The 24,164-nt window shown below is 68.2% G+C and carries 43 protein-coding genes and 1 tRNA gene; 2 read left to right on the forward strand and 42 right to left on the reverse strand.

The window, feature by feature from the left end:
* From DWB68_RS10120 to terL, 13 genes are all read right to left on the reverse strand, one after another.
* The gene (locus DWB68_RS10120) at window positions 1–696 is read right to left on the reverse strand and encodes a hypothetical protein (RefSeq protein ID WP_119425024.1); all 696 of its coding nucleotides are present in this window, start codon (window positions 694–696) and stop codon (window positions 1–3) included.
* Window positions 697–847: 151 nt separating this feature from the next.
* Complete coding sequence (locus tag DWB68_RS10125) at window positions 848–1,366, reverse strand: phage tail tube protein (RefSeq protein WP_119425025.1); 519 nt, start codon at window positions 1,364–1,366, stop codon at window positions 848–850.
* Between the two features lies 1 nt (window position 1,367).
* Entirely contained in the window at window positions 1,368–1,586 is a 219-nt protein-coding gene (locus tag DWB68_RS10130; protein ID WP_119425026.1) for a hypothetical protein, read from the reverse strand.
* Window positions 1,587–1,596: 10 nt separating this feature from the next.
* Entirely contained in the window at window positions 1,597–2,022 is a 426-nt protein-coding gene (locus DWB68_RS10135; RefSeq protein WP_119425027.1) for a hypothetical protein, read from the reverse strand.
* Window positions 2,015–2,362, reverse strand: coding sequence for an HK97-gp10 family putative phage morphogenesis protein (locus DWB68_RS10140; protein ID WP_119425028.1), 348 nt, complete (start codon window positions 2,360–2,362; stop codon window positions 2,015–2,017). The genes DWB68_RS10135 and DWB68_RS10140 overlap by 8 nt, the downstream gene beginning before the upstream one ends.
* Window position 2,363: 1 nt before the next feature.
* Window positions 2,364–2,765, reverse strand: coding sequence for a DUF6093 family protein (locus DWB68_RS10145; RefSeq protein ID WP_119425029.1), 402 nt, complete (start codon window positions 2,763–2,765; stop codon window positions 2,364–2,366).
* Window positions 2,753–3,136, reverse strand: coding sequence for a hypothetical protein (locus tag DWB68_RS10150; RefSeq protein ID WP_119425030.1), 384 nt, complete (start codon window positions 3,134–3,136; stop codon window positions 2,753–2,755). The genes DWB68_RS10145 and DWB68_RS10150 overlap by 13 nt, the downstream gene beginning before the upstream one ends.
* A 39-nt stretch (window positions 3,137–3,175) precedes the next feature.
* A complete protein-coding gene (locus tag DWB68_RS10155) occupies window positions 3,176–4,246 on the reverse strand; it encodes a phage major capsid protein (RefSeq protein WP_119425031.1) in 1,071 nt (356 codons plus the stop codon).
* 17 nt (window positions 4,247–4,263) lie between these two features.
* Window positions 4,264–4,602, reverse strand: coding sequence for a DUF2190 family protein (locus DWB68_RS10160; RefSeq protein WP_119425032.1), 339 nt, complete (start codon window positions 4,600–4,602; stop codon window positions 4,264–4,266).
* A 15-nt stretch (window positions 4,603–4,617) separates the two neighbouring features.
* Window positions 4,618–5,826 (reverse strand): hypothetical protein, encoded by a 1,209-nt coding sequence (locus DWB68_RS10165; RefSeq protein ID WP_119425033.1) that lies wholly within the window; start codon window positions 5,824–5,826, stop codon window positions 4,618–4,620.
* Between the two features lie 218 nt (window positions 5,827–6,044).
* A complete protein-coding gene (locus DWB68_RS10170; RefSeq protein ID WP_119425034.1) occupies window positions 6,045–7,094 on the reverse strand; it encodes a phage minor head protein in 1,050 nt (349 codons plus the stop codon).
* Window positions 7,095–7,106: 12 nt separating this feature from the next.
* The gene (locus tag DWB68_RS10175; protein WP_119425035.1) at window positions 7,107–8,672 is read right to left on the reverse strand and encodes a hypothetical protein; all 1,566 of its coding nucleotides are present in this window, start codon (window positions 8,670–8,672) and stop codon (window positions 7,107–7,109) included.
* 18 nt (window positions 8,673–8,690) lie between these two features.
* Window positions 8,691–10,193, reverse strand: coding sequence for a phage terminase large subunit (gene terL, locus DWB68_RS10180; RefSeq protein WP_119425036.1), 1,503 nt, complete (start codon window positions 10,191–10,193; stop codon window positions 8,691–8,693).
* Window positions 10,194–10,234: 41 nt separating this feature from the next.
* On the opposite strand from terL, the gene DWB68_RS10185 reads away from it, so the two are divergent.
* The gene (locus tag DWB68_RS10185; RefSeq protein ID WP_147391647.1) at window positions 10,235–10,579 is read left to right on the forward strand and encodes an RNA-binding protein; all 345 of its coding nucleotides are present in this window, start codon (window positions 10,235–10,237) and stop codon (window positions 10,577–10,579) included.
* 139 nt (window positions 10,580–10,718) lie between these two features.
* Here DWB68_RS10185 and DWB68_RS10190 read toward each other — a convergent pair whose 3' ends face one another.
* The 28 genes from DWB68_RS10190 to DWB68_RS10305 form a co-directional block, all read right to left on the reverse strand.
* On the reverse strand, window positions 10,719–11,144 hold the full coding sequence (locus DWB68_RS10190) for a hypothetical protein (protein WP_119425038.1): 426 nt from the start codon (window positions 11,142–11,144) through the stop codon (window positions 10,719–10,721).
* A gap of 9 nt (window positions 11,145–11,153) precedes the next feature.
* Complete coding sequence (locus DWB68_RS10195; RefSeq protein ID WP_119425039.1) at window positions 11,154–11,378, reverse strand: hypothetical protein; 225 nt, start codon at window positions 11,376–11,378, stop codon at window positions 11,154–11,156.
* 139 nt (window positions 11,379–11,517) lie between these two features.
* Window positions 11,518–11,591: transfer RNA gene (locus tag DWB68_RS10200), tRNA-Trp, on the reverse strand.
* 473 nt (window positions 11,592–12,064) lie between these two features.
* Entirely contained in the window at window positions 12,065–12,796 is a 732-nt protein-coding gene (locus DWB68_RS10205) for a hypothetical protein (RefSeq protein ID WP_119425040.1), read from the reverse strand.
* A gap of 18 nt (window positions 12,797–12,814) precedes the next feature.
* Window positions 12,815–13,456: a hypothetical protein gene (locus DWB68_RS10210; protein WP_119425041.1), complete on the reverse strand. Its 642-nt coding sequence runs from the start codon at window positions 13,454–13,456 to the stop codon at window positions 12,815–12,817.
* The gene (locus DWB68_RS10215; RefSeq protein WP_119425042.1) at window positions 13,453–13,707 is read right to left on the reverse strand and encodes a hypothetical protein; all 255 of its coding nucleotides are present in this window, start codon (window positions 13,705–13,707) and stop codon (window positions 13,453–13,455) included. The genes DWB68_RS10210 and DWB68_RS10215 overlap by 4 nt, the downstream gene beginning before the upstream one ends.
* Window positions 13,704–14,015, reverse strand: coding sequence for a hypothetical protein (locus DWB68_RS10220; RefSeq protein WP_147391648.1), 312 nt, complete (start codon window positions 14,013–14,015; stop codon window positions 13,704–13,706). Before DWB68_RS10220 ends, DWB68_RS10215 begins: the two co-directional genes overlap by 4 nt.
* An 8-nt stretch (window positions 14,016–14,023) precedes the next feature.
* On the reverse strand, window positions 14,024–14,662 hold the full coding sequence (locus tag DWB68_RS10225; protein WP_119425044.1) for a hypothetical protein: 639 nt from the start codon (window positions 14,660–14,662) through the stop codon (window positions 14,024–14,026).
* A complete protein-coding gene (locus DWB68_RS10230; protein ID WP_233548735.1) occupies window positions 14,659–14,901 on the reverse strand; it encodes a DUF3039 domain-containing protein in 243 nt (80 codons plus the stop codon). The genes DWB68_RS10225 and DWB68_RS10230 overlap by 4 nt, the downstream gene beginning before the upstream one ends.
* The gene (locus DWB68_RS10235) at window positions 14,898–15,146 is read right to left on the reverse strand and encodes a hypothetical protein (RefSeq protein ID WP_119425046.1); all 249 of its coding nucleotides are present in this window, start codon (window positions 15,144–15,146) and stop codon (window positions 14,898–14,900) included. The genes DWB68_RS10230 and DWB68_RS10235 overlap by 4 nt, the downstream gene beginning before the upstream one ends.
* Entirely contained in the window at window positions 15,133–15,516 is a 384-nt protein-coding gene (locus tag DWB68_RS10240; protein ID WP_119425047.1) for a hypothetical protein, read from the reverse strand. The genes DWB68_RS10235 and DWB68_RS10240 overlap by 14 nt, the downstream gene beginning before the upstream one ends.
* A 10-nt stretch (window positions 15,517–15,526) precedes the next feature.
* On the reverse strand, window positions 15,527–15,655 hold the full coding sequence (locus tag DWB68_RS17005) for a hypothetical protein (protein ID WP_267896963.1): 129 nt from the start codon (window positions 15,653–15,655) through the stop codon (window positions 15,527–15,529).
* Window positions 15,652–16,077: a hypothetical protein gene (locus DWB68_RS10245; RefSeq protein ID WP_119425048.1), complete on the reverse strand. Its 426-nt coding sequence runs from the start codon at window positions 16,075–16,077 to the stop codon at window positions 15,652–15,654. The genes DWB68_RS17005 and DWB68_RS10245 overlap by 4 nt, the downstream gene beginning before the upstream one ends.
* Window positions 16,074–16,451 carry a hypothetical protein gene (locus DWB68_RS10250; RefSeq protein ID WP_119425049.1) on the reverse strand — a complete coding sequence of 126 codons (378 nt, stop codon included), beginning with the start codon at window positions 16,449–16,451 and terminating at the stop codon, window positions 16,074–16,076. The genes DWB68_RS10245 and DWB68_RS10250 overlap by 4 nt, the downstream gene beginning before the upstream one ends.
* 163 nt (window positions 16,452–16,614) lie before the next feature.
* Window positions 16,615–17,160 carry a hypothetical protein gene (locus tag DWB68_RS16010; protein WP_147391649.1) on the reverse strand — a complete coding sequence of 182 codons (546 nt, stop codon included), beginning with the start codon at window positions 17,158–17,160 and terminating at the stop codon, window positions 16,615–16,617.
* Window positions 17,157–17,423, reverse strand: coding sequence for a hypothetical protein (locus DWB68_RS10255; RefSeq protein ID WP_119425050.1), 267 nt, complete (start codon window positions 17,421–17,423; stop codon window positions 17,157–17,159). The genes DWB68_RS16010 and DWB68_RS10255 overlap by 4 nt, the downstream gene beginning before the upstream one ends.
* 15 nt (window positions 17,424–17,438) lie before the next feature.
* Window positions 17,439–17,933 carry a RusA family crossover junction endodeoxyribonuclease gene (locus DWB68_RS10260; RefSeq protein ID WP_119425051.1) on the reverse strand — a complete coding sequence of 165 codons (495 nt, stop codon included), beginning with the start codon at window positions 17,931–17,933 and terminating at the stop codon, window positions 17,439–17,441.
* Window positions 17,930–18,154: a hypothetical protein gene (locus DWB68_RS10265; RefSeq protein ID WP_147391650.1), complete on the reverse strand. Its 225-nt coding sequence runs from the start codon at window positions 18,152–18,154 to the stop codon at window positions 17,930–17,932. The genes DWB68_RS10260 and DWB68_RS10265 overlap by 4 nt, the downstream gene beginning before the upstream one ends.
* Window positions 18,147–18,467 carry a hypothetical protein gene (locus DWB68_RS10270; protein WP_119425053.1) on the reverse strand — a complete coding sequence of 107 codons (321 nt, stop codon included), beginning with the start codon at window positions 18,465–18,467 and terminating at the stop codon, window positions 18,147–18,149. The genes DWB68_RS10265 and DWB68_RS10270 overlap by 8 nt, the downstream gene beginning before the upstream one ends.
* Window positions 18,464–18,616 carry a hypothetical protein gene (locus DWB68_RS16235; protein WP_158588281.1) on the reverse strand — a complete coding sequence of 51 codons (153 nt, stop codon included), beginning with the start codon at window positions 18,614–18,616 and terminating at the stop codon, window positions 18,464–18,466. Before DWB68_RS16235 ends, DWB68_RS10270 begins: the two co-directional genes overlap by 4 nt.
* A 369-nt stretch (window positions 18,617–18,985) precedes the next feature.
* Window positions 18,986–19,348 (reverse strand): hypothetical protein, encoded by a 363-nt coding sequence (locus DWB68_RS10275; protein ID WP_119425054.1) that lies wholly within the window; start codon window positions 19,346–19,348, stop codon window positions 18,986–18,988.
* On the reverse strand, window positions 19,345–19,623 hold the full coding sequence (locus DWB68_RS10280; protein ID WP_119425055.1) for a hypothetical protein: 279 nt from the start codon (window positions 19,621–19,623) through the stop codon (window positions 19,345–19,347). The genes DWB68_RS10275 and DWB68_RS10280 overlap by 4 nt, the downstream gene beginning before the upstream one ends.
* Window positions 19,624–19,684: 61 nt before the next feature.
* On the reverse strand, window positions 19,685–20,422 hold the full coding sequence (locus DWB68_RS10285) for a DNA-methyltransferase (protein WP_119425056.1): 738 nt from the start codon (window positions 20,420–20,422) through the stop codon (window positions 19,685–19,687).
* Window positions 20,419–20,583: a hypothetical protein gene (locus DWB68_RS16240; protein WP_158588282.1), complete on the reverse strand. Its 165-nt coding sequence runs from the start codon at window positions 20,581–20,583 to the stop codon at window positions 20,419–20,421. Before DWB68_RS16240 ends, DWB68_RS10285 begins: the two co-directional genes overlap by 4 nt.
* The gene (locus DWB68_RS10290; RefSeq protein ID WP_119425057.1) at window positions 20,580–20,891 is read right to left on the reverse strand and encodes a hypothetical protein; all 312 of its coding nucleotides are present in this window, start codon (window positions 20,889–20,891) and stop codon (window positions 20,580–20,582) included. The genes DWB68_RS16240 and DWB68_RS10290 overlap by 4 nt, the downstream gene beginning before the upstream one ends.
* A gap of 3 nt (window positions 20,892–20,894) precedes the next feature.
* Entirely contained in the window at window positions 20,895–21,329 is a 435-nt protein-coding gene (locus DWB68_RS10295) for a hypothetical protein (protein ID WP_119425058.1), read from the reverse strand.
* Window positions 21,326–21,712, reverse strand: a complete 387-nt coding sequence (locus tag DWB68_RS10300) for a hypothetical protein (protein WP_119425059.1) — start codon at window positions 21,710–21,712, stop codon at window positions 21,326–21,328. The genes DWB68_RS10295 and DWB68_RS10300 overlap by 4 nt, the downstream gene beginning before the upstream one ends.
* Window positions 21,713–21,806: 94 nt before the next feature.
* Window positions 21,807–22,301 (reverse strand): hypothetical protein, encoded by a 495-nt coding sequence (locus tag DWB68_RS10305; RefSeq protein WP_119425060.1) that lies wholly within the window; start codon window positions 22,299–22,301, stop codon window positions 21,807–21,809.
* 485 nt (window positions 22,302–22,786) lie between these two features.
* Here DWB68_RS10305 and DWB68_RS16015 point away from each other — a divergent pair, with 485 nt between their 5' ends.
* Window positions 22,787–23,404, forward strand: a complete 618-nt coding sequence (locus DWB68_RS16015; RefSeq protein WP_158588283.1) for a hypothetical protein — start codon at window positions 22,787–22,789, stop codon at window positions 23,402–23,404.
* A 58-nt stretch (window positions 23,405–23,462) separates the two neighbouring features.
* Here the strand turns inward: DWB68_RS16015 and DWB68_RS10320 are convergent, their stop codons facing one another.
* Complete coding sequence (locus tag DWB68_RS10320) at window positions 23,463–24,014, reverse strand: hypothetical protein (RefSeq protein ID WP_119425063.1); 552 nt, start codon at window positions 24,012–24,014, stop codon at window positions 23,463–23,465.
* Window positions 24,015–24,164 lie beyond the last annotated feature (150 nt).

Genomic DNA, 24,164 nt, shown 5'->3' on the forward strand with positions numbered 1-24,164 from the left:
CTAGAAAGGGGCCGTGACCGCTTCCACGGGCGCGTGGGTTGCCTGCGACCAGGCGTTCTGCAGCAGGACGATCTGAGGGTCGCCGATGACGCGGTTGAGCTTGTCGAGGCGCTCCCGGCCGATGGGCTCCCACTGACCGTTCTTGCCGCGGATGTGCACGCGCTCGGCGAGGATGCGGAAGGAGCGCTCGAGGCCGACGATCGCGTCGGAAGCCTGCGCCACGGCGGCCTGCACCGCGGCAAGAGTCTCCTTCGCGCCCATGCTCAGCGCCGTGGCGAGCTCCGTCGTGTCCGTGCGGGCCTCGTCTTCGGCGGCCTTGCGGGCGTCGGCGAGGTCGTGCTTCACGGCCTTCTCGACGTCCTTGACCTCCTCCTCGATCGAACCTTCGACCTTGACCTCGGTGCGGGAAGCGTGGAGCTTCGCGGTGAGGGTGTCGCGCTCCTGCTCGAGCTCGGCGCGCAGTGCGGCCTGCGGGTCCACCGGATCGCCGAGGGAACGTTCGGGGGCGTTCTCCTTCGTCGGGGCGGGCGGCAGCGCGTCGAGGCGCTCACGGACGGCGATCAGCTCGCCGTACACGTCCGGGCGGGCGTAGAGGGTGACGAGGCGGGAGGGGCGCTCGGCGCCGGACAGCCAGGCGTCGAAGTCAAAGCCCTCAGTCAGGTCGGCGGCGGTCGGGGTGGTGGTGTTCTCGGACATGTCAGGCTCCTAAGAATGTGGTGGTGCCAGGCGGTGAAGGGGTAGTGCGGCCCCGCCCCCGTGCCTGACTACGGGGGCGGGGCCGGGCATGAAAAAGCCCCCGGGCCACGAGGTGTGGCGGGGGCTTGGTATGCGGGGAGTGGCTACCTCATCAGGCGCCGGCGGCGACCTTGGCGCGCTCGTCGACGTTGTCCTGCACGTAGAACTGGACCTTGAACTTCTCGAATCCGGCATCGGCGGGGGAGAGGATCTGCGGGACGCCGGAGATCACCTGGTAGACCTGCACCTCGTCGCCGGCCTTGAACGGCGACTCGAACGGCTTCTTGTCGGGCTCCCCCTGACCGATGCGGCGCACGAGGTAGCCGTTGATGCCCTTCTTGGTGAAGGTCGTCCACGCCTTGTCTTCGGCGGTCTCGGTGTACCGGAAGAAGTTCATCGCGGCCTCGTAGTTGTCTCGGCCCGGGACGGAGGAGTTGGTCGAGGTGCACAGCGCCGGGTCCGACACGTCGTCGTTGCCGGTGGCTCCGAGCACGAAGTCGGCCGCGGTGATCGCGCAGGACAGGTCGAGGACGCCGGAGCCGGTGAGCTCCGAGACCTTCGGGGCGCGGTGGTCGGCGAGGGTGGGGACGAACGCGAGCTTGGTGTTCGCGTCGTTGAGCATCTTGGGCATGTCAGTTGCCTTCCTTGGTGGAGGGGGTCTCCCGCAGGTTCGGGAAGTTGTCGAGCCACGTCTCGGGCACCAGGTCGGGGTTCTTGGCCCCGGTTTCCGGGTCGTAGACGTGGATGAGTCGCCGCGGATCGCGGGCTCGCACCTTGGCCGCCGGGGCGGTTTCGGGCGCGCTGGTGTTGGCGGCCGACTTGGTGTCGGTCGCCTTGGGGGCGGTTGCCACGAGGGGCCTCCTATTGGGTGGTGACGAGCCGGAACCGCAGCGGCATGAACATGCGCACGGGGGTGACGGTGTTGTCGGGGATGGGGGAGAGCTGCCGGTTGTGGTCGGCGTCAGGGATGAGCCAGCCGCCGCCCACATGCAGGTTGCGCAGGGCGGCGAGGACGGCGCGGGCGCCGTCGCGGCACACGGCGCCACTGGGGCCCACGACGGTGACCTGGGGTCGCCAGTCGAGGACGTCGGCCGCGGAGAGCCGGGTGAGGTCTCGCTCCGCGGGGATGTCGTCGCCCGTCCCGGCCCACAGGACCGCGTAGGGCTTCACGAACTTTCCCTGGCCCGTCGTGGGGATCGTGTCGGGCACCTGACCGTCGTACACGCCACCGGTCAGCCCGGGAACGCCCTGCAGCACGGCCATGACGATCGCGGAAGGGTCAGCCACCGGGCATCACCTTCTTCGCCGCAGCCGCCAGCGCCGTCGTGAACGACTGCGCATTCCGATCGAGCGCGGGGAACAGGTACGGCTGGGCTGCCATCCGGCTCGTGCCGAGCTCGACGTAGTGGGCGTAGTTCACACCCGGCCGCACCGTGGCGGACAGGCCCGCCACGTCAGCGGTGATCGACGAGCGCAGCGCGCCCGTGTCCACCGGCGCGGACTGCGCCGCCTGGGTCGCCACATCAGCGGCGACCTTCGCCACGACCTTCTGTGCGAGAGGCTGCAGCTTCGGCGCCGCCCGGTTGAGCTTGCGCCCAAAGTCCTTCGCGTCGGAGAAGTCGAACACGTCACCCTCCGTCCGTGGACTGCAGCATGAGGTCGCACTCCCACAGCTCGGAGCCCTGCAGGGCGTCGAGGATCATGTAGGAGCGCCCGCCCGCCTTGAGCACGTCCCCGGCCTCGCCGGAGCGCACGAGGGCGAGCACCTCGTAGGGGAGTACGGCCAGGTAGTCACGCACCTGCACGGCCTGATCGGCGACGACTTTGCCGCCGTCGCCGGTGGCGCGCTGCTGTAGGCGACACTGGCCCGACCACACGAGGACCGCGGGGGCCTCGTCCTGCCCGAAGGGTGGCGGCCCGTCACCAGGCCGCCACACCTCGCACGCCAGGTTGAAGGATCCCTCAACCACGGGCCGGTGGTGCGCCGACCAGCCCACCGGGATCACCCGCGTGCCGTTCAGCGGGGCCACGCCGACCACTCCTCGCCCTCGAGACGGGCCGAGGCTCCGTCCGGGATCACGTGGAAGAAACCGACGTTCGGGTCGTCCTGGGCCTTCTCGGTGGCGACCTCGGTGCGGAGGCGCTTCGCGTGCTCGCGGAGCTCCTTCGACACCGCGGTGCCGTCCGTGGAGAGATCCTGGGTGGTGATCTTCTTGGAGACCATCACCTCGGACACGGCGATCTGGTCGAGGAGGTCCGCGGCGGCCAGCTTCACCCGGTGGGCGTCACTGTCCGCCGCGAACATCGCCAGGGCGTCGGTGACGGCCTGGTCGTCGAACAGGGCGCCGTCCGGGTCGGCCACGGTGCGCCGGACCAGCCGGATCATCTGCTGCTCATCCACGAGGGACTCCTCTCAGGTGGCGGCTGGCCCGGCGCCCGGTCACGCGGCGCCGTTGGAGGCGTAGACGCCGGTGCCGAAGCCCTTGTCGATGCCGAAGAACGTGCGGCCGCGGTACCAGATGGTGTCGTCGTTGAACGAGCCCTGATCAGCGCTGATCGCGCCGCCGCCGACGTTGGTGCCCTGGTCGTTCTTGACGCGGATGTCGACGTTGCCGTCGTGGCCCTCAAGGCCCGTGTCGATCAGGGACGGGAGCGTGGAGCCCTTGCCCTGGACGAGCGCCCAGGCCTTGGACTGGTTCGCGCCCAGGCGCTTACCGACCGAGCGGGAGACGAGGAGGGTGACGAGGCCCTTGAAGGGGTTCGGCACCTCCGTGCGGGTCTCCTTGTTGCCGACGGTCTGCTTGATGACCAGTCGGTCAACGTTGAGCAGGCGGGCGGCCTGAGTCTGCAGGCCAGGGCCGACCACCAGCACCAGGTTGGACGTATCCACCAGGTCACCGCGGTGATCCTCACGGATCGCCAGGGCGTTGATCGCGGCATCCAGACCGTCAGCGTCCAGCGCGGTGGACTGCACCGCGCCGAACAGGGCCGGGTCCCACGCGCCAGCGGCGGTGACCAGGGCGGACGCGGCGGCCGTGTTCTTGGCCTTCACCGCGCCGTTGCCGAGCAGGGTCGGGAAGTTCGCCAGGTCGGAGAACAGGCGACGCAGGCGCAGCTCGAACGTCAAGCCGTAAGACTTGCCCCACTTGGCGGTGCCGTGGTCCAGGTCGGTCTCGTTCAGCGAGCCGCCCTTGTACTCCTCGCCCTCGCGGACGCGCTCGAACTCGTCGGCGCCCCACAGGTCGACCAGCTTGTGGCGCTGGAAGTCCGGGACGGTGGTGTGCGCGAGGATCGGGTCGAACTCGTTGACCGCGGCCTTCTGCGCCACGATGGCCTTCTTGGTGAAGGCGTCACCCAGGAGCTTGGGGAAGTCCGGGGTGGAGAACGCCTCCTGCAGTTCGGCCTGCTGGATGGGCGAGCCGGTGCGACCGGCGTTGAAGAACTTGGCGGCCTCGTGCACCTTCTCCTGGTGGGAGGGGGCGGCGCGGAAGCCGTGCTTGTCGAAGTTCATGATGTGGTCGTCCTTTCTCAGGCCGTCGGGGCCGTGCGGCCGAGCGGGGCGACCTCGACGACACCGGCCGCCGCGGCCTTGGTGCCGATGGCGGCGCCCCAGGGCTTGTTGCCGGAGGCGGTCGTGTTGAGCGCGCCGGCGGGGGTGATGTAGACGGTCGCGCCGGGCGTGGTGGCGCCGGTGACGGTGACGTCGTAGGAGCCGTCCAGCCAGACGGTGGCGGTCTCGCCGGACTTGCCGCCGTTGAGGGCGACGCCATTGAAGATGCCGATGTTGACGGGCTCGCCGGGAGCGCGGTCGTAGGGCAGGGGGAGCGCGATGTGACGCGACTCGGTGTAACGCTGGTTCTTCGCCATGATGTGGGTGCCTCCTTAGAGCGCGTTGGCGATGTCCTCGTCCGTCGGCAGCGCCGCGGACTCGGAGACGTGGGTGGAGCCGAGCCCGGCGGGCTGGCCGGCCTTGTGGGCTTCGGCGGCCTGGGCGGCCTCGCGGACGGCCTTCTCGTCGAAGGTGCCCTGCTCGGCGGCGTGCTTGGCGGACTCGACGATGAACGCGGGCGCGTCCTCGCCGAAGGCTTCCTTGACGACCTTTTCGGCGGCGGCCACGCGGGCCTCCTTGGCCTCGGTCTCGCGCTTCTCGGCGTCGGCCTTGAGCGTCGCGTTCTCGGTCGCGAGCGCCTCGGCCCGGCCGGCGGACTCGCGGAGCTTGTCCAGCTCCGCCTGTTCAATCTGCGGCATGTCATCCTCCTGATGGGGTGTGCCTTGGATGGTGGAATCCCCAGCCGGGTTGGTCTTGGGGGCCCCGGCCTCGACGGCAGGGGAGTTGGTGGGGGCGTCGTCCCAGATGTCGCGGGACGAGAGGCCGGGAAGCGCGGCGATCGCGCCGGTGATGGACGCGACGGCGGACGCCGCGGCGACCTGCAGCACGTCCCATTCCTCGCGGGTGAGTCGCCCCTCGCCGTACATGTCGGCGAACAGCTCGTTGAGGTAGCGGTGCGTGCGCGCCTCAAGGAACGTGGCGACGGTGCGGGCTTCCTCGGCGCGACCGGACTCGAGGACGGTGAACGTGCCGCCGCGCCCGGGCACGGTCACGAAGTCGACCGTGTTCAGGGGCGAGGGGTACATGGCCTCGACGATCATCGGTAGCCCGTCCGGTGCTGTGCCAGGATCGAACGACGCGGCGGAGGCGATCGACACGTGGGCCACGCCAGCGGCCTCGCGCATGTGCTGCCCATTGAGGCCAATCGGGCGAGCCTCGGCCACGAGAGCCTGGCCGTCCCAGCGGGCGTCCTCAGTGAGTACAGCGGCCAGGGTGGCGACGGACCGCACGCCACGCTCGTACCGCTCCGTTTCCGTCTGGTGATCCAGGTGCATGGCGGTACCTTCGGGGAACACCTTGGCTGTCGCTGCGGCCTCGAGGACCTCGGGCGTATAGAAGCCCGAAGCGCCTCGACCGGGCGTTATCAGGGTGACGAGGAACCGGCCGCCAGATGAGGTGACGGCACCTGACTCGGTGACGCGTTCGACGGGCGGGGCGGTGGTGGCGGACTCGGTGGCCCAGCCGTGGATGGTGGTGGTCAAGGGTGGCCTCCTACACTGGGGCGATGGGCATGGACGACGCGAATGAGCGCCGCGGCGAGCCGGGGGCTTGCCCGGGCCACTCTTGGGTGGCGGGCGAGGTGCTGCTGAAACCTCGCGGGGCTCAGCTGACGGTGGTGTGTGTGTACTGCGACGCGATCCAGGTGGAGCCGTCGAAGAACGCGGACTTCTACCGGGACACGGCGTTGGAGGACGAGGCGCTACAGCTCGTCTACGAGGAGTTCGTGAAGCGGGCGGAGGCGGAGGGAATCACGCCAGCCGACGTTCTGCTGAAAATGGGACAGGTCTTCCCACCGGACTTTCCCGTCATGGAGTAGCTGGGCGCGGGCCCGTCCGATCATGCGGTCCTGCGACTCGGGGGTGAGGTTGTCCCACCACGCATCCCGGTCGCGCCACACGGGCTCCGGTTCGTCGACGCCGTCGAGGCCGAGCTCGGCCCACGTCTTCGTGACGTCCGTGAAGCAGCAGCGGCCGTTGGGGTGATCCCAGGGCCCGTCGGTGCCGGGCGGGTACATGCGCCCGTGGCGTCCGATGCAGGATGCGCAGGTGCGCGGCCCAAGCTCGGCAGTCCAGCGGCGCCCCGCCAGGATCTCCGTGTTCGCCTGGGAGGCGTGCCGGGATGCGGCGCGGTATGCGTCGAGGATCTCCGTGCGTGCGATCGTGGAGGCCCGGCTGATGCCGCCGTTGAAGGCTCCCTCTGTGCGGTCCATGATGCGGCGCGCCACGGTGCGCGGGTTGTCGCCCACGGCGATGCCACGCACAAGCTCGGCCCGCATCGCGGCCACCGACTCAGCCGACAGGGCCCGGTACTGCGAGTGGATGCGCTGCTGGGTGCGCATCACGATCGCGTCCAGGGCGTCCGGCGCCGGGTGCGCCACCGGGAGCGTGGACCCTGCCGGGAGCTGGGTGCGGACGCTGGCCTCGAGGTCGGGGCCAGCGGCGGACACCTCGGCGGGGATGATCGCGGCCGCCGATTCGCCGGTGGTTTTGGCGACCTCCTTGATGGTGGCGCGCACCTGCGCGAGCGCGGCCCGGAGCCGGGCGTCTTTCGCCACGGCGTGGCGCGGCACCCGGCCGTCCTGCGCGTACCGCACCATCAGATCCAGCAGGGACGCCAGTAGCTCCGGAGAGATCAGGTCCCAAGCGTCGGCCCAGGCCCGCGTGATCGCGAGCTCCTGCTCGCGGGTCGCGTTGATGAGGCGGGCGCGGGTGGCGGCGGCCACGCGCAGAGTGTCCTCCGTGATGGCCACCGCCCCACCCCCTTACTCGGTCTCGGGCTCGTCATCCGGTGCGGGCGGCTTGCCGCCGCGGTACCGATTCGCGAGCGCGGCGCCGACCTGCTCGTCGTTGTCGCGCTGGTCGACCCACTCGCCCGCGTCGTCGGTCATCTTGTCGATGAGCTCGGCCACGTTGGGCACGCGCAGCGCGTGGAGCACGAGCTTGGCCAGCTCGACCATCGGCAGGACGCCGAGGCTGTCGGCGACCTCGAGCGCGTCGAGCACCGTCTTCACGTCGGGTTCGTCCATGTCCGGCCAGACCACGTTGATGGTGACCTCGGTGGCGTCCGTGAACTCCACCGTCATGCGGTCGTCCTCGGGGACCACGCGGCCCTTGAGGGAGCCTCGCGGGGCGATGACGTGCTGCTCGATGACGAACTGGATGGACGCCCGGTCGGCGGCCTCCCAGAGTCGCTGACGGGCGCGCATCGCATCCTTGGTGGGCTTGTCCAGGGTCTCGGCCACGGCGCGGGCCCCGGTCGTTCCGGGGTCAGCGGTGAGCATCGTGACGGGCAGGTCCAGGGCCGCGGCCACGAGCGACACGATCGGCCGGCCCGAGTCCGCGTCGACGGTCGCGCCGGACACGTTCGCGGCCTTGAGTTCGCCGGTGCCCGTGGCGATCGTCCCGCCGGCGCCCTGCATGCTGGCGACGGCCTGCGCCGCGGCGCGCATCTGCTGGGACTTGCCGTTGGGGTCGACCACCTGCCACGCGACCTTGGAGAGCGCCTTCACGAGGGTGAGCCAGTCGGACAGGAAGCCCTCGTAGCGGATCGCGAACGGTGCCGCCGCGTAGGCGTCGGGGATGCCCCAGCGGGAGCCGCGCCCCGCGGTGCGGGAGGACACGTGCAGGATCGCCGCGCCGCCGATCTCGCCGGGCCACAGCACCTCGATGCCGTCGATGAGCTTCGGCTTGGCGCGGGGCTGATGCCGCAGGTCCGGATACCAGGCCTTGCGCTGCACGGCGGAGAGCCCGTAGCCGGTCTCCGTCCACTCGCGCAGGTAGTAGTGCGGGGTGAAGCGGTCGCCGGGCGCCGTCATGATCTGGGTGATCTCGTTGAACGTGATCGGGCGGACCTGCACGTGCCCGGTCATGCGGTCCACGAAGTGAGCGCGGAAGTGGTTGCCGTCGGAGAACAGGTCGCCTTCGGCTTCCTCGCGGGCCTCGGCGCCGAAACAGGCGGCCTCGTTGCGCTCATCGGTCAGGAAGCCCTGCACCACGTGGTCGACGTCCTGGCCGTTCTCCTGCTCGGCGGCGCTGATCGTCACGCCAGTGCCCCACACGTACCCGGTGCGCACGCCCAGGGCGCGGCGCAGGAGCGGGTTCGCGACGGTGAGGCCGCGCAGGGTGTCGGCCTTCGCGCCGAGCTCCTCCCGGCTGATGAGGTCCGATCCGAGCCCGGTGAGCGGCTTCCAGCCGATGTCCTCGCGGCGAAGCGACGCCAGGGACTCGGTCAGGCGCTCAACCTCGAGCGAGAGCGTGTCCACTCGGTGCGCGGGCACCATCGGCTCGGTGGCCTCCACGGCGGTCTTGGTACGGCCAAACAGGGCCATGCGGCACCGCCTTTCAGATCACCAGGTGGAGAAGTCCACCGGGGTGAAGTCGTCGAACAGATCGCCCGGGGTGACGCGCCCACCATTGATGAGCGGGTGCAAGAGCATCTGGTTCACGGCTTGGGAGAGCGCATCGACAGTGTCGTCGTGCTTGGACGTCGGGAAGTTCACGAGCTCCTCGCGCAGCTCCTCCACGTTCGGGAGGAGCGCCGCGGTGGGGAGCTTGATGTTCCCCGCGAACGCGAGCGGCGAGACGGCCGAAGCGCGGGCGATCTTGGAGCCCTCCGGCATCACCGGCACGAGGCCGACGAGCTGGCGCTGCAGGGCGTTGATCACGGCCGGGCCGTTGGCCTTGTCCTCCACGAACGTCTGGATGGCCTGGGGCCATCGGGCGCGCATCGCAAGGATGGCCTCGCACGTCGCGTTGAAGTTCATGCGCCGGCGGACCATGTCCAGGAGGAACATCTCGTTCTGGACGCGCAACCACACCTGCCCGACGACGTAGTCGGATCCCTTGGTGTCGGAGAACGTGAGGTCCCAGGACATGGCCAGTTCGTGGTCGTCGCGTTCGCCCACGCCGGGAACCCAGCGGGAGCCGTCCGGGCGTTCCTGCCACGGAGCCACGTCGTAGGTGGCCCAGTCGCGGGGGAAGATCCCGCCCTCGTCAGGGGTCGGCTTGCCCTGGTAGAGCGCCGCCCAGGATCGGGGGCCGGTGTCGCGCTTGCGGCGCTCCCACTGCGCGGCAGTCATGCCTCGCGTGGTCACCATCCACTCGCCGGGCTCGCGGCCCAGCGGGTCAGTCTCGCCCAGCTCGGGGCGGTGATCGGCTTGGGCTGGGATGTTGAGGACGCGCCAGTCCTCGCCGCCGTTCTCCGGCTTGAGGACTTTCCCGCCGAGGTCGTCGGGGGACCAGCGCGTCATGATGATGATGGCCGGCGCGCCAGGGGCGAGGCGAGTCATGGCGACTTCACGCCACCAGTCCCAGTTGCGTTCCTGGTAGCGGGCGGAGTCGGCGTCCTCGCGGCCCTTCACGGGGTCGTCCACGATCATCAGGTCGGAGGGCCGGCCAGTGAGCGACGCACCCACACCGGCGGTGAACACGCCGCCGTCATGCCCGTCGAGCTGCCACTCGGACTGCGACGAGACGTCATGTCGGATCACAAGGCCGCCGAGCGCGTCGCCGTGCTCGTTGATGTCGTCGCGTATCGTGCGGCCCCAGCGGCGGGCCGTGTCCGTGTTGTAGGAGCAGACCGTGATGCGGGTGTCCGGGTTCTGGGAGAGCGCCCACTCAGCGAAGCGGCGCGTGGCGCGCTGAGACTTGCCGGCCTGCGGCGGCACGCTGATGATCAGCCGGGCGTCGGGCGTGTTCCAGGCCCACACGAGGGCCTCGTCGATGAGGTCCATCGCCCGGGTCTGCACCGTCTTCGGGTCGAGCGCCTGCGCGAGCTCGCCGGGAGTGGCGAAGCGCGGCTTGGGCTTCTCGAAGGCTTGGGCCATGAGGCCGAACACGGAGGTCGTCATGGTCGCCTCCTGCTGTCGGCCTGCCCTTCTACGCTTGGCGGGTGGAGCGGGAATTGTGGATCAGGTGGGACGGGCCGAACGCTGGCGCCCTGGTGAACGGCACGGGCAGGGATCTGCTGTCGTTCCGGGTGTTGGTGCCGGGGCCGTCGCGGGTGCGCGCCCGGGCGGACTGGTACGAGGACAAGGACGTGCTGCGCGCCAACGGCGAGGTCACGTTCTCGCGGCTCGACCGCCGCGGCCCGGACCCCGTCATGCGCGTCCGGTTCAAGCTCGGGCTGGGCCCGCGCTTCGACTGGATCACCAAGCAGATCAGCCTGCGCCCACCCGCGCCAGGCATCCCCGAGCAAGACCCTTGGAGCCTCGGCGCGAGGACGCGGAAGCCCTAGGCCGCGTTGAGCATGGGGCAGGCGCCGCCACACCCGCAGGTGTCGGGGTCGCCCTGGCAGGTCTGCGAGAGCGCGAACCGCTGGGCGCGGTGTTCGCGGAGCTCGTCACTAACCTGGGTCGGAGTGGTGGGCTCGGGCATCAGGACTCCTTGCGGGGGAACAGGGCTGCAGTGATGGCCTTGATGGCGTCATCGTTGCGCTCGTCCCAGCCGAAGTGCTCAGCGAAGACCATCTCGAGTACCTCGACCGGGTTCATGATCAGGTCGGTGGCGTAGTCGGACGGCGGAAGCGTCCCGACGAGTGGCCGCGTGACTTCGGTGGTGAGGTATCCGCCGCTGCCGACTACGCGCTGGCCGTTCTCGGTGTAGCGGTATACGCGGGCGGTGACGGTGTGCTCGTCGAGGTTCACGATCATGTCGGAGGCCGCGGTGCGTTCGGGGTCGAAGCCGCACCCGGCCATGAACTGGCTCATGGGCGAGTCCTTACCGATGCCGTAGTACAGGGTGGCCTCGATGCCCTTGTTGATGACCGTGGTCGGGTAGATGGCGCTGTTGAGCAGGGCCATGGGTTTCTCCTAGTCGATGAGGATGGCGACGCCGTTTTCGGCTGCGCATTGGTGTGCTTGGGTGGCGACGTGCTCGGGCCCGTCGTGCTGGATGAGCACGAGGTCATGCACGCCGGCGGCCGGGCGGCCCGGGTGCGCCAGGGCGTACTGGTGCGCCGTGTTGGGGGAGGTGCGCGCTACGTCCGCAGCCACAGCCTCAGCCCACTCGCGACGGCCTGCGATGAGGATGCGCATGGGGGCCTCCTGGTGGTTTGGTCCCGGGCAGGTCACCCTCGGCTAGAAGAAGTTGAGCCGTCGTGGGGTGCCTTCGGTGGAGTGGACGGTGGGGAGCAAGTAGAAACCCGGCCGCCCGTGAGCCGTTGACCCGGGGGAGCTGACACCGCAGGAGTCGAACCTGCATCGTCCGGTTTTGGAGACCGGCCATCTACCTGTTGAAAGTAGGTGCCATCGCACCCGTACCGAAGACAAGACCGGCGTCTTCGGGCCGGGGCGGTGCAGGCCGTGGCCCGCTGCTGGTCTGACGCTCCCAGCGGCGAGATGGGGCCTCCTTGTGGTTGGTGTTGCCCGATCTGGTGCCCTTGTGCCCTGGGCGGGGGTGACGAGTGCGCCCGCGTGTGTCGCCCTCGCGTAGCGGGGCCTGGGGTGCTGTGTGGCGACTCGTCAGTCTGGGGTGGCCGGCGTTTCGAGGGCGGTTCTCACGCCGCCCGGTCTTCGCCGTGGTGGGTGCCGCTACCGCGCCGGCCTGAACATTGAGAAGGCCAGCCGGGGGAGCGCCAGCAGGAGAGGCCCCATGACGAGCCTGTAGCTGTCGGCTCAACCCCTGGCTGGCCTTGGGAACCGACACTTGTTCGATTCTGAGGAAAATCTAGTTGCACCGTTGTCATTTGTCCAGTGATGTACGGCGTGTCACGGCAATTCGTCTACGCCGCGACGGGTTTCGATTCCAGAAGATCCAGCACGTCGCCTGCCCGGTACAGCGGCACGGCGCCGTGGAAGCCGGCCGGGACGAGCCGCCCGCGGTGCGCCCAGGACTTCACCGTGTTCATCCGCACCGCCACGCCCAGGGCACCCAGGCCGCGCACGACGTCGGTCAGGCGGGCGGGGGCGAACGGCACGCCGCGCAGCTGCCAGCGGCGGTATTCGTCCACCGACACCTCGTAGGGGCACTTGCGGCACCGCGCCACGGTGTCGCCGGTCTGGTAGCGGTACTGGCCCGGGCACGGTGCGCCGTCCTCCGTGGTGCCCGCGCAGTCGCCGAGGATGAGCCAGTCGGCGGGGCGCTCACACACGGCCATCATGCGGGCCTCAGCGCGTTCGAGGTGCGCGAGTGTCGGGCCAGCGGACGAGCTGCGGGCGAGGACGCGGACGCGCTCGACGGTGGGCTCCGGGCCAAGGTGGCGCGGGTCGGCTTCGATGAGCCGCACGTACTCGTCGACGAGGACCATGGCCGTCAGGTTCACGGGCGCCGAGGACACGGACCCGCCGCCGCCCCCGCCGGCCGTGTTGGAGCCCTGCTTGGCGACGGTCTCCCGCGCCGTGGCGACCTGTTCACCCGCACGGTCCAGGAGCGCGACAAAAGCGCCCTGGTGCGGGGCGCAAAGGTGGATGCCGGGGGTGGTCGCGGTCTCGCACTGCGGGTACGTGCAGGTCATCAGGGGAGGCTCCTCAGGTCAGCGGGGCAGAGTGAGGCGTACAGGCTGGCGCGGTGGCAGGTGGATGGCCCTACCGTCGATTTCGAGGTTGACGCCGGTGACGATCGTGTGGGGTTCATCGCATAGGGCGTGATCCTCGATCACGTCTGCTTCGTGGACGGCAGTGATGGTCCCGGCAGGCACTCGCCAGGTGCCGTGGGGTAGAGCGGGCCCAGAGTGCGGCGCGCAGATCATTTGACCAACATGCTCTTGTGTGAGGTACTCGGCAGGCATGTGCGGCACGTCGTGGCGGGGCAGGGTGTCGATAACGCACTCGACGTCGCGGGCGGGGTTCAGCTCGGCCAGGGTCGGTGGCCACATCAGGCGGTTCGCCGTGGTGAGCATCCGTGACACCGGGACCACCGCTTCGCCGCGGCCGAGCGTCGTGGTGGCTGGCTCGGGGAGGCCCTGCGCCCGGCGGAAGTCCCGCTCCCATTCCGTCAGCGCCGAGGTGCGCTCCCGGCGCCGGGCCGCGTAGTGCTCGGCAACGGGGTCAGGCCCGGGCTTGCGCCCCATGAGCGCCCTAGATGGCGAGTGGACATCGTGGCGCACGGCCCAAATGCAGACCAGCACGCCGGAAGCGATCACGAGGGCGGACAACACCCACCCGAGCCAGATCACAGCAGCACCCCTTGGACGGCGGCCGGGTTGATCCATTGGAGGGTGTGCGTGCACCCGTTGGCGTCGGTGTAGGTGCACGACCCGTCGGGGTGCCGGGTCACGGGGGACGCACCGGGCCGGTCCCTGGTGAGCCATTGCCGCCGCGCCTCGGTCGCGTCCACGTGGCGATCCTCGTGCTCCCACTCGTCCACGAGCTCCGGCAGGTCGTCGACGGCCGGGTGCACGGCATGGACCTTGAGGAGGTGGGTCATAGGAGTGCCTCGATCCGCCACGCCATGGCGGTGTTCTTGGGCACCCGCACCCATGCGCCGTCCTGCTCGACAAACGCGTGGGCGGAGTTGAAGCCAAATTCGGTGGCGTACTCGATCGTGTTCTCGTCTCCCCGGGAAACGGTGACCACGAGGTACTGGTGCGTCGGCTTCTCGGTGACGATCGGCGTCGGCCAGCCCTCAGAGTCGGCCACGACCTCCCAGTCGGACAGCCGGGTGATGTCCTCCACCCACACCCGATCCAGGTCGATGCCGAGCGCGAGCAACTGGCCGCGGATCAGGTGGCTCATGCGCTGCTTCACGCGGCACCGCCTTCGAGGGCGCGGAACTCGACAGAGAGGAGGCCGTGGGCCCGGTCTCGCTGCTCCGGGGTGAGTTCCAGGGCCTCGATGACGCGCTGCACCGCGCCGACCATCTTCGCGGCCTGGCCTTCGGCGATGCGCACCTGACGCTCGGCAACGCCGGCCTTGAGCGCGGCGGTCACGTACTTGGCAAGCTGATCTTCTGCGGAGCGGAGCATCACCCACCACGTGTTGGGCGCGGCTTTGACGGTGGACATGTCCACGGCGCCCATCGGGCCGACGCCCTCTTGATGCTCGACTGGGCCCCACACCTTGGCCTCGTCGCCGAGCTCTTCGACCTTGAAGCGCAGCCACTCGACCTCCTGGGCCTTGTCGCTGATGAGGCCGAGGAGGGCCTCGAGCGGGTCGACGTCCTTGGGGGTGCCGAAGGGGAGGGCTCGGCGCATGATCTCCTCGTTCTTGCGGGTCTCCACGCGCTCGATCTCCTTGGCCTTCGCCTGGGGTGCGGCGCCGCCGTGGCGCCGGCAACGCTTGGCGCCATCGGCGAGGCGGGTCTGGCAGTAGGCGTCCTGGCCGCGCAGCTTCGCGCCACACCTGCCCTCCTGCGGCTCGGGGGAGCCTGCGGACTTGGTCATGCATCACCACCGGGGGCTTTGGTACCGACGACGTTGTCGTAGATGTCCTGGCAGGTGGGGCAGACGGGGAAGCGCTGGGGGTCGCGGTTCGGCAACCAGGTCTTGCCGCAGAGCGCGGTGCAGGGGACGCCGTCGAGGATCGCGGCCTCGATGTCGGTCTTACGGGCGTAGTGCGCGAACAGGTCGTGGTCGCCGGGCTCGGCCGGCGCCTGGACGGTCTCGGGGGCGATGGTGCTCACGCGGCGGCTCCTTGGTGTTCGGGGGTGTAGCGGGTGGGGGTGAGGGTCCACCCGTGGACGGTGACGTCCTGGGTGGCGGGGATGAAGAGGGTGGCGGTGGCGGTGCCATCGGCTTCAAGGTGGAGGGCGACCCAGTCGGGGCCGGCGGGCACTGCGGCGACGAGCCGCCCCGCCGCATGGAACCCGGCGTCGTGGACTTCGACGTGCTGGCCACCATGCAGGGCCGTCAGGTCAGAGGCGCGCACGGCTTCGCTCCCCGATCACCTGCATGGCCTCGGAGAAGCTGCGGGCGGATCCGTCGCGGCGGGCGAGCGCAGTGAGGGCGTCGTCTGCTTCGACGCGAGCCAGCGTGAGGCTGATGCGCACCTGCGTGAGCCGCTCGCGGTAGTAGTCCACTGTCGCGCCCCATACGCACGCGGCGATCAGGCCGACGGACACGAGGGTGATGACCAGTCCGCCGCCGATGATCTGCAGGAGCGCGCCAGCACACATGAGGATGCGTGACCACAGGGTCAGGTGCCAGGTGGCGCGTTCCGGCACGCGGGGAAGCCAGGTGATCCACAGGGTCACGCTGCCGGCGACGATGATCCAGGTGCCGATGGTCGCGATGCTCATGGGGTTTCTCCTAGGGGTGGATGGTGACGTAGAGGATGGGGCCGAACCAGGCGGTGAGGCCGGTGGCGATGGCCGCCCAGGTGCCGATGCGGCGGGCGCGGGCGGTCCAGCGGATGGGGGTGCGGGCCGGGGCGGTCATGACGCCACCTGCCCGTGGCTGGTGCCGACGATGCGGTTGTGGGGAATGCGGGGCTCGTCCATGCCTGGTGCTGCGTGGCACGTGACGGTCTTCGCGTTGATGCGCTTCACGCGCATCCAGACGGCCCGCCAACGTTCGTTGACGAGGATGTGGGTGGCGCCAGCCAGCACCGCGGGATCAACCGGTTCAGTGGGAACAGCGGCTCGTCGTTCGTCGCGGCGGGCTTTGGCGAGTGCTTCGGTGAGGCGTTCGTGCTCGGCGGATTCACGGCGCATGCGGTTCAGGAACGCGGTCAGGTCTTTGTCGCGCTTGGCTTGGGTCTGGTGGAACCGCATGGACTGCATGCCGGGGTCAATGGGTTCGAGCTGGTGGGCTGCCTCCCAGTCCGCGAGGGCCTTCTCGGCGGCGTCAACGGCGGTCACAGCGGGGCCACGGTGTGCTCGTGGGCGTACGTGGCGGCTTCTTCGAGGGCGGTGCATGCGGCTTCGAGGGCGATAATTTCGGCGGGGTTGAAGCGGCCGAGGAATTCGATGTCGTTCTCGCAGGCGCGCATGGCGGTTTCGGCGGCGTCAAGCTTGGCGCCCACGTAGTCGCAGACGTTGGCCGGCACGGTGTTGGGGTTGAGGTCGGCGCGGTGGGAGTCGATGCGGGTGCCGACGGTGGCCCAGGTGTTCTGGACGAGGGTGGGCGCGTACTGGGTCCAGTCCTGGTCGGTGATCACGGGGGTGAGCTCGGCGAGCAGCGCCGCCGTGGACGCGAGCGTCGCCGTGGTGGCGAAGGCGGGAGCGAGAGTCATGGGTTCCTCCTAGGTGGTCGCGAAACAACGAGTGTTGTTTACTGACCAACAGCCTAGGGGTGTGTTTGCCGTCAGTCAACTGACATGCATCAAAAGTTTGATGTTGACTAACATGCGAGCGTGCAAAAGGCCCCCACCCGAAGGTGAGGGCCTCAGAAGGCGGCTACGGGCGCGAAAGTGATCCGAGCCCCTGCGATACCTCGGTCATCGCGTCTGCGAACGCGATTGAGAACTCGGGGCATTTCGCTCCAGACCCGTCTGCCGCGCATCCAGCCTCCGCCCAACTGGTGCCGTTCTTCGATGCTGTGCCCAGGGCCACTCGGATTGACTCAAGTTCGCTGCCCACTGCGGCGGAGCGCTCACCCAGGTATCCGGCGCCGTCCGTCCTCATTGCTGATGCCATGGAGACGGCGAGGTCTTTCAGTACGGTGAGGCCGTTGAGGATGTGCCTGGAGCACTTGCCTGACCCGGTGTTGTCGTCACAGCCTTCGCTCTGCCACGTGTTGGCCCACTCCAGGACCGGAGATTTTGCTTCTTTGGCCCACTGCGAGTATGCGGGCCGGGTTTCGTCTTGGGTGGGTGTGGCCGCTGCGCTGCTGGTGGCCGGCACAGTTTCGGTGACGGTGACGGGCGCCGCCTCAGTCTGGCCCGCGCACGCGGTGAGTGCGAGGCCGGCGACGGCGAGCAGGGTGAGGGCGGGGCGCTTCACTTGCGAGCCTCCCCTTGGGCGGCGATCTGCGCGAGGTAGCCGGCGCAGAGCATGAGGAGGCCGACGATCATGACGAGGGTGGAGGAGATGGCTACGAGCGCGGCTTGTATTGACCCGTTGAACACGCCAATGAGGCCGAGCAGGAGTCCGACGGCGGCGATCGAGGCGATGACGACGCCACTGGTGCGCGTGTTGTCACCGACCTTCTTTGTTGATGCTGGTGCGGTCGCTTGGGCAGGCGCGGGTGCGGGTTGTTCGCTCATGGTTTCCTCCATCGGTTAGGCGGCGAGTGATTGCCCGATCACATCATGCTGACGCTGTGAGGGAACAGTGAGCGGTTCCACGGTGACATCGACCCCTGCCATTTCACCGGGCCCGGCGTAGACCTTGTGGGTGGTCATCGAGCAGACGCGGCTGTCGTCGGCCCAAACACGGGCTTGGGTGAGCGCGTCGTTGATGGCACGGGCGAGTTTGTCGAGGTCGAGACCGGTGTGGGGGAGAGCGGGCGCTGACGGCTTGAGCCGCTGCGCGTTCCGCCCGGTGCCGTAGTGGGACTTGGGCCGGGCGAGCCGGAACGTGAGCGTCACGGCCACGGGCCCGTCGAGCGGCGCGGCGCGCCCCCAGGCTCGGCGCGCCTCCAACGTCACCCTGGACCTCCAGTGGTTCAACGCCGGCCCCTTGTCGTGCGTCACGATCGCACGGCCGCCGCGAGCGAAGGCGCGCATGCTGCCCTGGGTGATGGGGTCGCCTGGGACGGTGAACGTCAGGGTCACGCGTCCGCCCCGGTGATGGTGACGGCGTCGTGGGGGCTGACCTCGAACAGGTACTCGGCAGTGCCGCGTCTGATGGTGAACGAGACCGTGCCGAGCTCGTGCTCGACTCTTTCGAGCGTCCCGGTGAGGTGGTAGCCGATGCGTTCGACCCGGATGGTCCTGCCAAGGTCCGCCCCGCTGAGGAACCTTGCGTCGCGCACGCTGCCCACCCGCTCACTCATCGCCGGCCCCGATGCGGTCGGCGCGGGCGCGAAGTGAGCGTTGCAAGCCGCTGGCGAAGTTGATGCGAATGTCGTCCGCACACTTGGGGTCGCCGCACTTGTCGGTGCACATGAGTGGCCCTTCCATCGTGTCGAACAACCAGTCAGCGACGTCTCGAAGCTCCTGTGCCCGTGCCTTCGCGGCTACCTCCCGGTCACGGGCGGCGAGCCAGGCGTCGAAGGCGTCTCCGGCTTCGACGGGCAGGATGGGCGCAGTGACCCCGGTGCGGTAGCCGTACCGCACGTCTTCGGTGCTGGGTGTCTGGTTGGTCATGATTCCTCCTGGTAGCGGGCGGTGTGGGTGATGCCGTGCACCTCGGTGGTGGAGACCCAGTGGTCTCGACCCTGGCGTTTGGCGGTGCGTTCGGCTTCGCGTGCCAGCCACTCACATGTGGTGCAGTCGTCGTGCGTGGTCTCGGTCATGGGGTGTCCTTTCGGGTGAGTAGGTCGAAGCAGTCAGGGCAGACTTCCAGGTCGATCTCAGGGATAGGGCCGACGCTAAAGACATCATGAAGGGTGCTGGTGAAGCGTCCACATCGGTCGCACTTCATCCCCGCCCCTTCCGCCCGTTGTGCAGCAGAGGGCGCCAACCTGGGTTGCGGACGACGCGGCGACAGTCAAGGCAGACTTGGTAGCGGCTGAACATGTCGGCGCCAGGTGCATACCGTCCCCAGTGGGCCTTGCGGCTGCTCTCGGGGGTGCGGACGTTGTCAATAACGCCCGCACGTCGATAGCTGCGGATCACTCGGTAGGTGACTCCGGAGCCGGGTTTGAATGCCGATGAGCGCGGCCTCACGCTTTCCCCTCCTTGAGCGCGGCGATGGTGGCGGTGAGGACGCGGCGCATCCCATCCATCCGGTCGGCCTTGAGCTCGGGGTGCACGTCCTCCCAGGGCTTCCCCCACCATCTGCCGTCGGTCATGTCCCAGTCCGCCTTCGCCCCTGCTTCCACGGCTGTGTCGGGCAGGTCGGCCAGGACGGTCAGCACGGCGTCGGCGCGGTGGGCCTTCCACGCGTTCACCGCGTAGGCGCCGTCCGGTGCGAGGAAGTGCTCGCAGTCGCAGTACGCCCCCTTGCCGGGAACGCCGTACCAACCGTCGTGCTCACTGATGACTGCGGCGATGCGTTCCCACATGGGCAGGTCAGGCGCGGTCACTGCCCCTCACCGCCCAGGCCAAGGCGGGTGGCGATCTGCGGGAACAGATTGGACTCCTGGTCATCGAAGTACCCGCCGTCCCGATCCCAGGCATGCTGAAAGTTGAGCCATGCGATCAGGTTGGTAGTGCGCAGTTCGTGGGCGACCGCGAGAGTGGCTTCGATCTGCGCAAGTTCACGGAGGCCAGTTGACTCGGCTCCTTCGGGTAGGAGTTCTTCAGCGTCGATGTTGGCCTGTGCCATTTCAAGGTGCGGGTTTCCGGGGAGCGTGCTCATTTGTCCTCCTGGGTGTGTTGGTTGGTGGGTGCGGTCGCCCCCAAAGGGGGACGGTGGGTGGTCATGCGAGGCCTGCCAGGGGGAGGACTCCTTGGGAGAGCCGTTTGGCGGTGGTCTCGCATTGTTCTTCGCGGATCTCGTAGCCGATGGCGCGGCGTCCGAGGTTCTTGGCTGCGGCGAGGGTGCTCCCTGATCCGGCGAAGGGGTCGAATACGAGTCCGCCGGGCGGGCAGGCGTAGGCGATGAGGGGTTCGAGGATGCCGACAGGCTTCTCGGTCGGGTGGATTCCTCCACGCACGGATTGAGCGCGAAGCACTGATCGCTGCAGTCGTAGGCCGTCGTCCACGTATGCGCTCGCGCCGATCTTGCCGGTGTGAGTCGGCGGCGGATTCCGGCGGACGCTCTTCGTGCCGCTACCGCCTGCGACCCGCGGCGTCTCATGTCTGACTCCCGCCCAGTCTCCGCGGTACCAGTGGAGGGCGTGTTCGTGAACGCGCTTGAATCGGTCGGTGGCAAAACCGGAGCCGTTGTGTTTCTCCCAGACGATGTCCTGTGAGAGCTTCCAGCCGGAGAAGTCGGCGGCGTGGTCGAGGAACATGCGCATGGAGCCGAAGCACCACATGGAGTTCGCGATGGCGGTCATTGATTCGACCCAGCCGGTGGGCCAGACGTCCCAGTCGAGAGAGGTTTCACCGTAGGGCGGGTCGGTCACGATGGCGTCGGCCGTCATGTTCCCGATAGCTTCGCGGAAGTCCCCGTGGTGGAGCGTGACGTGCTCGTCTCGGTAGTAGATGCTCATCCCTTGGCCTCCTGTTCGTGCTCGCGGCAGAGGGCGGTGATGGTCCCGCCTTCCCATTGGTCGTCGGAGAAGCGGTCGAGGTAGATGCTCCCGGTGTAGGCGGATTCGAAGGCGTCGCATCCCTCGGCGGAGCACTGGACGTAGATGTAGTGGCTGCTCATCCCTTCGCCTCCCCGTCGAGCAGGGCGCGGAGGGCGGCGGCCGCGTGACCGTACGCGGAGGCGCTGCCAGGATCGTTCTCGTCGTGTGCTGCCCATCCTTTTGCATGCAGGGCGGCTGCCAGCGCTTTGATCTCGTCGCGGAGGCGGTCACGGTCGGCTTCGACGTCGTTGAGGTAGTCGAGGTGTTCTGCCTGGTATTGGGTCTGCCACTGCCGCCGGGTTGCTTGCTCGTGGGCGAGTTGGGCGAGGGCGTTGTCTCGCTCCTGTTCGGCGTCGTGCACGGCGCGCTGCCAGTTCTTGGTGCTCATGGGTTACTCGTTTCCGTCGAGGATGCGGATCGTCGGGCAGGGGTAGAGGACATTGCCGAGGCCGTTCTCGCCGAAGTACCTGTACGACTCCTTGGCGATGCGGTTGCATTCGGCGCAGACCTCGATGGGCTCCGTGGGGCATTCGCCTTCGTGGTCGCAGTCCTCGATACAGCAGTCGTAGCCGGTGATCGCGTGGACGGTCTCGGCCTTGTGCACCTCCCGGATCCGTTCGATCTGTTCGAGCGCGGTGATGAGGTCGGCGAGGTGGGTCGGAGCGGCGGCGATCAGGGCGGGTCCTGCGGGGTCGGCGCCCCACGAGACAGGCTCGTTGCTGTCATCGCGCACGTCGCCCGGCAGCTCGGGGTCGATCACCCACGGCGCCGGAGAATGGCGCGTGGCTTCGGATTGCAGTTGGCGGCGGTTGTTGAGGGTGGTCATCGGGTCACGACCTGGTAGCCGGCGGCTTCGAGTGCGGCGGTGTGGTCGAGGTGGCCTTTGAGGGAGCCAGGGAGCTCGGTCCAGTCGGTCACTTCGCCGCTGGCGTCGGCTGGGAACAGGTAGGTTTCGGGGTTGCCGTAGGCGACTGCTGCGGACACGATCACGTGCTTGTTGCCGTGGTAGGGCGGGGTCATGCGGTAGAGGCGGGTGTCGCCGTTGTAGCCGGTGAGCTTGCGGAGCTCGGTGGCGGTGGGCCGGTCGAGGATGGTGCCTTCGAGCGGGGCGGCGGCGGCCGGGGTGGGTGCTTGGACGGCTTCGAGGAAGGCCCAGGTGCGGTTTTTCTCGTTGCGGCGTTCGGTGGGGGTGAGGGGTTGTTCGGTCATGGGTTTCTCCTGGCGTTTTGCGGGGCTGGTTTGGCCTCGGGTGGGTTCCTGTGCCGGCTTGGGTTGTTCGGCGCTCTGGTGGGTCGCGTAGACCCTAGGAATGGCCCTGGGGGTTGTGGCGTCCGATGTGGTTTCGGCGTCGGGTGCCGGTTTGGACTTCTGCCCAGCAGGTGGGGCAGGTGCCGGCCTCGTGCTCGGGGTGGTCTTGGCAGGTTGCCGGGGGTGCGAGCTCGGACTGGCCGGTGTTGGTGGTGTTCGCGGCGAGTCGGTCGGCTGCGCAGCACCGGCAGGTGTGTTCGTCTTCCTCGCGGTGCTGGGGGCACGGCGTGCGAGGGAGTGTCGCCTTGGCGCGCTCGGGCCAGTGGGGGCCGGGGTTGAAGATCGCGGCCGGGGTGCGGAGGTCTGCCTCCTGGGCTTTGGTGATCGCCGCCTGGCAGATCTCCCCGAACGTGGCCGGGTGGGTTCGATGCTCGGCGAGGAGCGTCATCAGGGAGCTGGTGGGCCAGTCCGGGCGGATCTGGTTCAGCAGGTTCGCCAGGCAGGCGGCCTGCTCACGGGTTTGGATTCCCGTGGGGGGTGTGGTGGTCATGGGTTCCTCCTGCCCAGAAGTTTACTAGCTTCTAACTCTTGTTGTCCATCAATAAACATCGACCAACCAAACGTCGTGTCGCCGGCGCCTGCTCTGGGCACTGCTGCGCTGGGCCTGCCGTCGCGCTCGGCGCCCTCGCCCCTGGTGACCTTGAGTACGTGACTTGGTTGGCACTGAGGTGCTCGGTGGTGGTGCTAGGTGTTAGGTGTTAGGTGTGAGGCATCCCTTAACCGATCCCTTCCCTCGGGTGGATTCAAGGGTCAGGGGATCCCTTGGGGGATGGGTTGGGGGAAGGGTTCAGCGATGGGTTGGGGGATCCCTTAGGGGATGGGTTTCGGGAGGGGGTCCGGGGTCGATGGGGGAGGGGCTAGCCCATCTTGTCCAGGCCGATGCGACGTACTCATCGGGCCCCGCCGTGTCACAGTTCGGCCACCATCGAATGACTGGGTAGTCTCACAGCTTCGCACCAGGAAAGGGTTGGTATCGTGACGGGTGATAGCAGTTCGTCTCGTAGAGAGGGAGAAAATGACACTTCAGACGTACCGTCCGAGGGAAGCCTTCACTCGCGGGATGGCGATGGGTTGGGGCGCCTCAACTCCGATCCGGGATCGGAGCTCGAGTCTGCAGAACACGAACTCCGTCGCCGAGGCCTGGCAGGAGACGGGGAAGGCGTTGCGGCAGTCGATGCAGCAACTGAAGGCCGAATCGTCGAGGACGCAGAACAGGTCGAACAAGGACCGCTGACCCAAGATCAATCTCAGATCATTTCCATGAGGCACGAGGGACCATTGCCGGCGCCTCACACCCTCGCCGGATATGGTCACATTGACTCATCTTTCCCTGAGCGCATCATGAGGATGGCCGAAACACAGGTGGAAGCAAATGTCTCGGCCACAAAGAAGCTTTCGACGGCTGATGCCCTCAGCACTACTATCGGTGCGGTCACGGTCCCGCTTGTCAACATCGCCTGCGTAGTGCTGGCTGGCATCGGTGTGGTGAATGGTCAACCTCAAGCGCTTGTAGCCATGGTTGTGCCGGCGGGATCGGCATTGATCGCTATGGTTCAAAGGACTCGCGCTGGCAAGTCTCCAGATAACGACTGAACGCACAATCGCCCCGCTCCTCTCTTGAGGGCGGGGCGTTTGCGTTTCCAGGCGCGTCTCAGAACGGCGCTTCCTGGGTGTCTGCTCCGGCGGGTGCGTCCGCGCCGGGCAGGGGTTCATGGCGATAGGCCGCAGGGTCTGTGGCGGGCTTCTCCAGCACCTCAGCGACCAGGGGCCAGCCCTTCCAGTCGGGATGCTCGGCGTGGAGGCGCTGCAGCTCCCACACGATGACGTCCTTGAGCTTGAGGGACGTGACTTTGTAGTAGGCCTTCTTGACTGCTGTGCCCATGTTGGGTTGCTTGAGGCACTCGTCATTGCGATGCCATGAGCGGATGAAAACTTCTTCGGTGTCCTCGTCGATGACGATGTAGCCCTTGGCTTGCAGGACGGAGGCGGCAAGCTCGATGTCGGACACATTCAAGTCGGTTGCCATGGGCTTGATGCGCTTGGGTCGCCAGTCGCACACGCCAGAGTAAGTCATCTTGTCGGTGGTCACGAGGTGCAGGTAAAGCCACTGCTCGACCAGCGTGAGCGAGCGAAACTCGTGATCCGACCAGACGCGGCGATGGATCTGCGCGTACAGCCCGGCCTCGGGCTTGTCGTCTGCCATGGGGTACTCCTAGTCAACGTGTCGGTGAAATGCGGCGGCTTGCCGCTCGATGTCGTGCGTCCAGTGGTGTCCGCCGCTCGCGCATATGTAGTAGCGAACGGGAAGGGTGTCCCCGCTGGCCTGACGTGCAGCCGTGGCATCTTTTCTGGT

The sequence above is a fragment of the Galactobacter valiniphilus genome (assembly GCF_003575975.1).
Classification (GTDB): domain Bacteria; phylum Actinomycetota; class Actinomycetes; order Actinomycetales; family Micrococcaceae; genus Galactobacter; species Galactobacter valiniphilus.

Coding starts and splice junctions, on each gene's coding strand:
- DWB68_RS10160 (WP_119425032.1), bottom strand. CDS start 4,602: ATGGCGAAGAACCAGCGTTACACCGAGTCGCGTCACATCGCGCTCCCC.
- DWB68_RS10220 (WP_147391648.1), bottom strand. CDS start 14,015: ATGAGCCACCTGATCCGCGGCCAGTTGCTCGCGCTCGGCATCGACCTG.
- DWB68_RS10205 (WP_119425040.1), bottom strand. CDS start 12,796: ATGACCTGCACGTACCCGCAGTGCGAGACCGCGACCACCCCCGGCATC.
- DWB68_RS17005 (WP_267896963.1), bottom strand. CDS start 15,655: ATGACCGCCCCGGCCCGCACCCCCATCCGCTGGACCGCCCGCGCCCGC.
- DWB68_RS10195 (WP_119425039.1), bottom strand. CDS start 11,378: ATGCGCATCCTCATCGCAGGCCGTCGCGAGTGGGCTGAGGCTGTGGCT.
- DWB68_RS10295 (WP_119425058.1), bottom strand. CDS start 21,329: ATGACCACCCTCAACAACCGCCGCCAACTGCAATCCGAAGCCACGCGC.
- DWB68_RS10225 (WP_119425044.1), bottom strand. CDS start 14,662: ATGACCAAGTCCGCAGGCTCCCCCGAGCCGCAGGAGGGCAGGTGTGGC.
- DWB68_RS10290 (WP_119425057.1), bottom strand. CDS start 20,891: ATGAGCACCAAGAACTGGCAGCGCGCCGTGCACGACGCCGAACAGGAG.
- DWB68_RS10265 (WP_147391650.1), bottom strand. CDS start 18,154: ATGAGTGAGCGGGTGGGCAGCGTGCGCGACGCAAGGTTCCTCAGCGGG.
- DWB68_RS10320 (WP_119425063.1), bottom strand. CDS start 24,014: ATGGCAGACGACAAGCCCGAGGCCGGGCTGTACGCGCAGATCCATCGC.
- DWB68_RS10175 (WP_119425035.1), bottom strand. CDS start 8,672: ATGGCCCTGTTTGGCCGTACCAAGACCGCCGTGGAGGCCACCGAGCCG.
- DWB68_RS10250 (WP_119425049.1), bottom strand. CDS start 16,451: ATGACTCTCGCTCCCGCCTTCGCCACCACGGCGACGCTCGCGTCCACG.
- DWB68_RS10155 (WP_119425031.1), bottom strand. CDS start 4,246: ATGAACTTCGACAAGCACGGCTTCCGCGCCGCCCCCTCCCACCAGGAG.
- DWB68_RS10300 (WP_119425059.1), bottom strand. CDS start 21,712: ATGACCGAACAACCCCTCACCCCCACCGAACGCCGCAACGAGAAAAAC.
- DWB68_RS10240 (WP_119425047.1), bottom strand. CDS start 15,516: ATGAGCATCGCGACCATCGGCACCTGGATCATCGTCGCCGGCAGCGTG.
- DWB68_RS10255 (WP_119425050.1), bottom strand. CDS start 17,423: ATGAGCGAACAACCCGCACCCGCGCCTGCCCAAGCGACCGCACCAGCA.
- DWB68_RS10215 (WP_119425042.1), bottom strand. CDS start 13,707: ATGACCCACCTCCTCAAGGTCCATGCCGTGCACCCGGCCGTCGACGAC.
- DWB68_RS10270 (WP_119425053.1), bottom strand. CDS start 18,467: ATGACCAACCAGACACCCAGCACCGAAGACGTGCGGTACGGCTACCGC.
- DWB68_RS10285 (WP_119425056.1), bottom strand. CDS start 20,422: ATGAGCATCTACTACCGAGACGAGCACGTCACGCTCCACCACGGGGAC.
- DWB68_RS10125 (WP_119425025.1), bottom strand. CDS start 1,366: ATGCCCAAGATGCTCAACGACGCGAACACCAAGCTCGCGTTCGTCCCC.
- DWB68_RS16240 (WP_158588282.1), bottom strand. CDS start 20,583: ATGAGCAGCCACTACATCTACGTCCAGTGCTCCGCCGAGGGATGCGAC.
- DWB68_RS10120 (WP_119425024.1), bottom strand. CDS start 696: ATGTCCGAGAACACCACCACCCCGACCGCCGCCGACCTGACTGAGGGC.
- DWB68_RS10190 (WP_119425038.1), bottom strand. CDS start 11,144: ATGGCCCTGCTCAACAGCGCCATCTACCCGACCACGGTCATCAACAAG.
- DWB68_RS10305 (WP_119425060.1), bottom strand. CDS start 22,301: ATGACCACCACACCCCCCACGGGAATCCAAACCCGTGAGCAGGCCGCC.
- terL (WP_119425036.1), bottom strand. CDS start 10,193: ATGACGACCTCCGTGTTCGGCCTCATGGCCCAAGCCTTCGAGAAGCCC.
- DWB68_RS16235 (WP_158588281.1), bottom strand. CDS start 18,616: ATGACCGAGACCACGCACGACGACTGCACCACATGTGAGTGGCTGGCA.
- DWB68_RS10280 (WP_119425055.1), bottom strand. CDS start 19,623: ATGAGCACGCTCCCCGGAAACCCGCACCTTGAAATGGCACAGGCCAAC.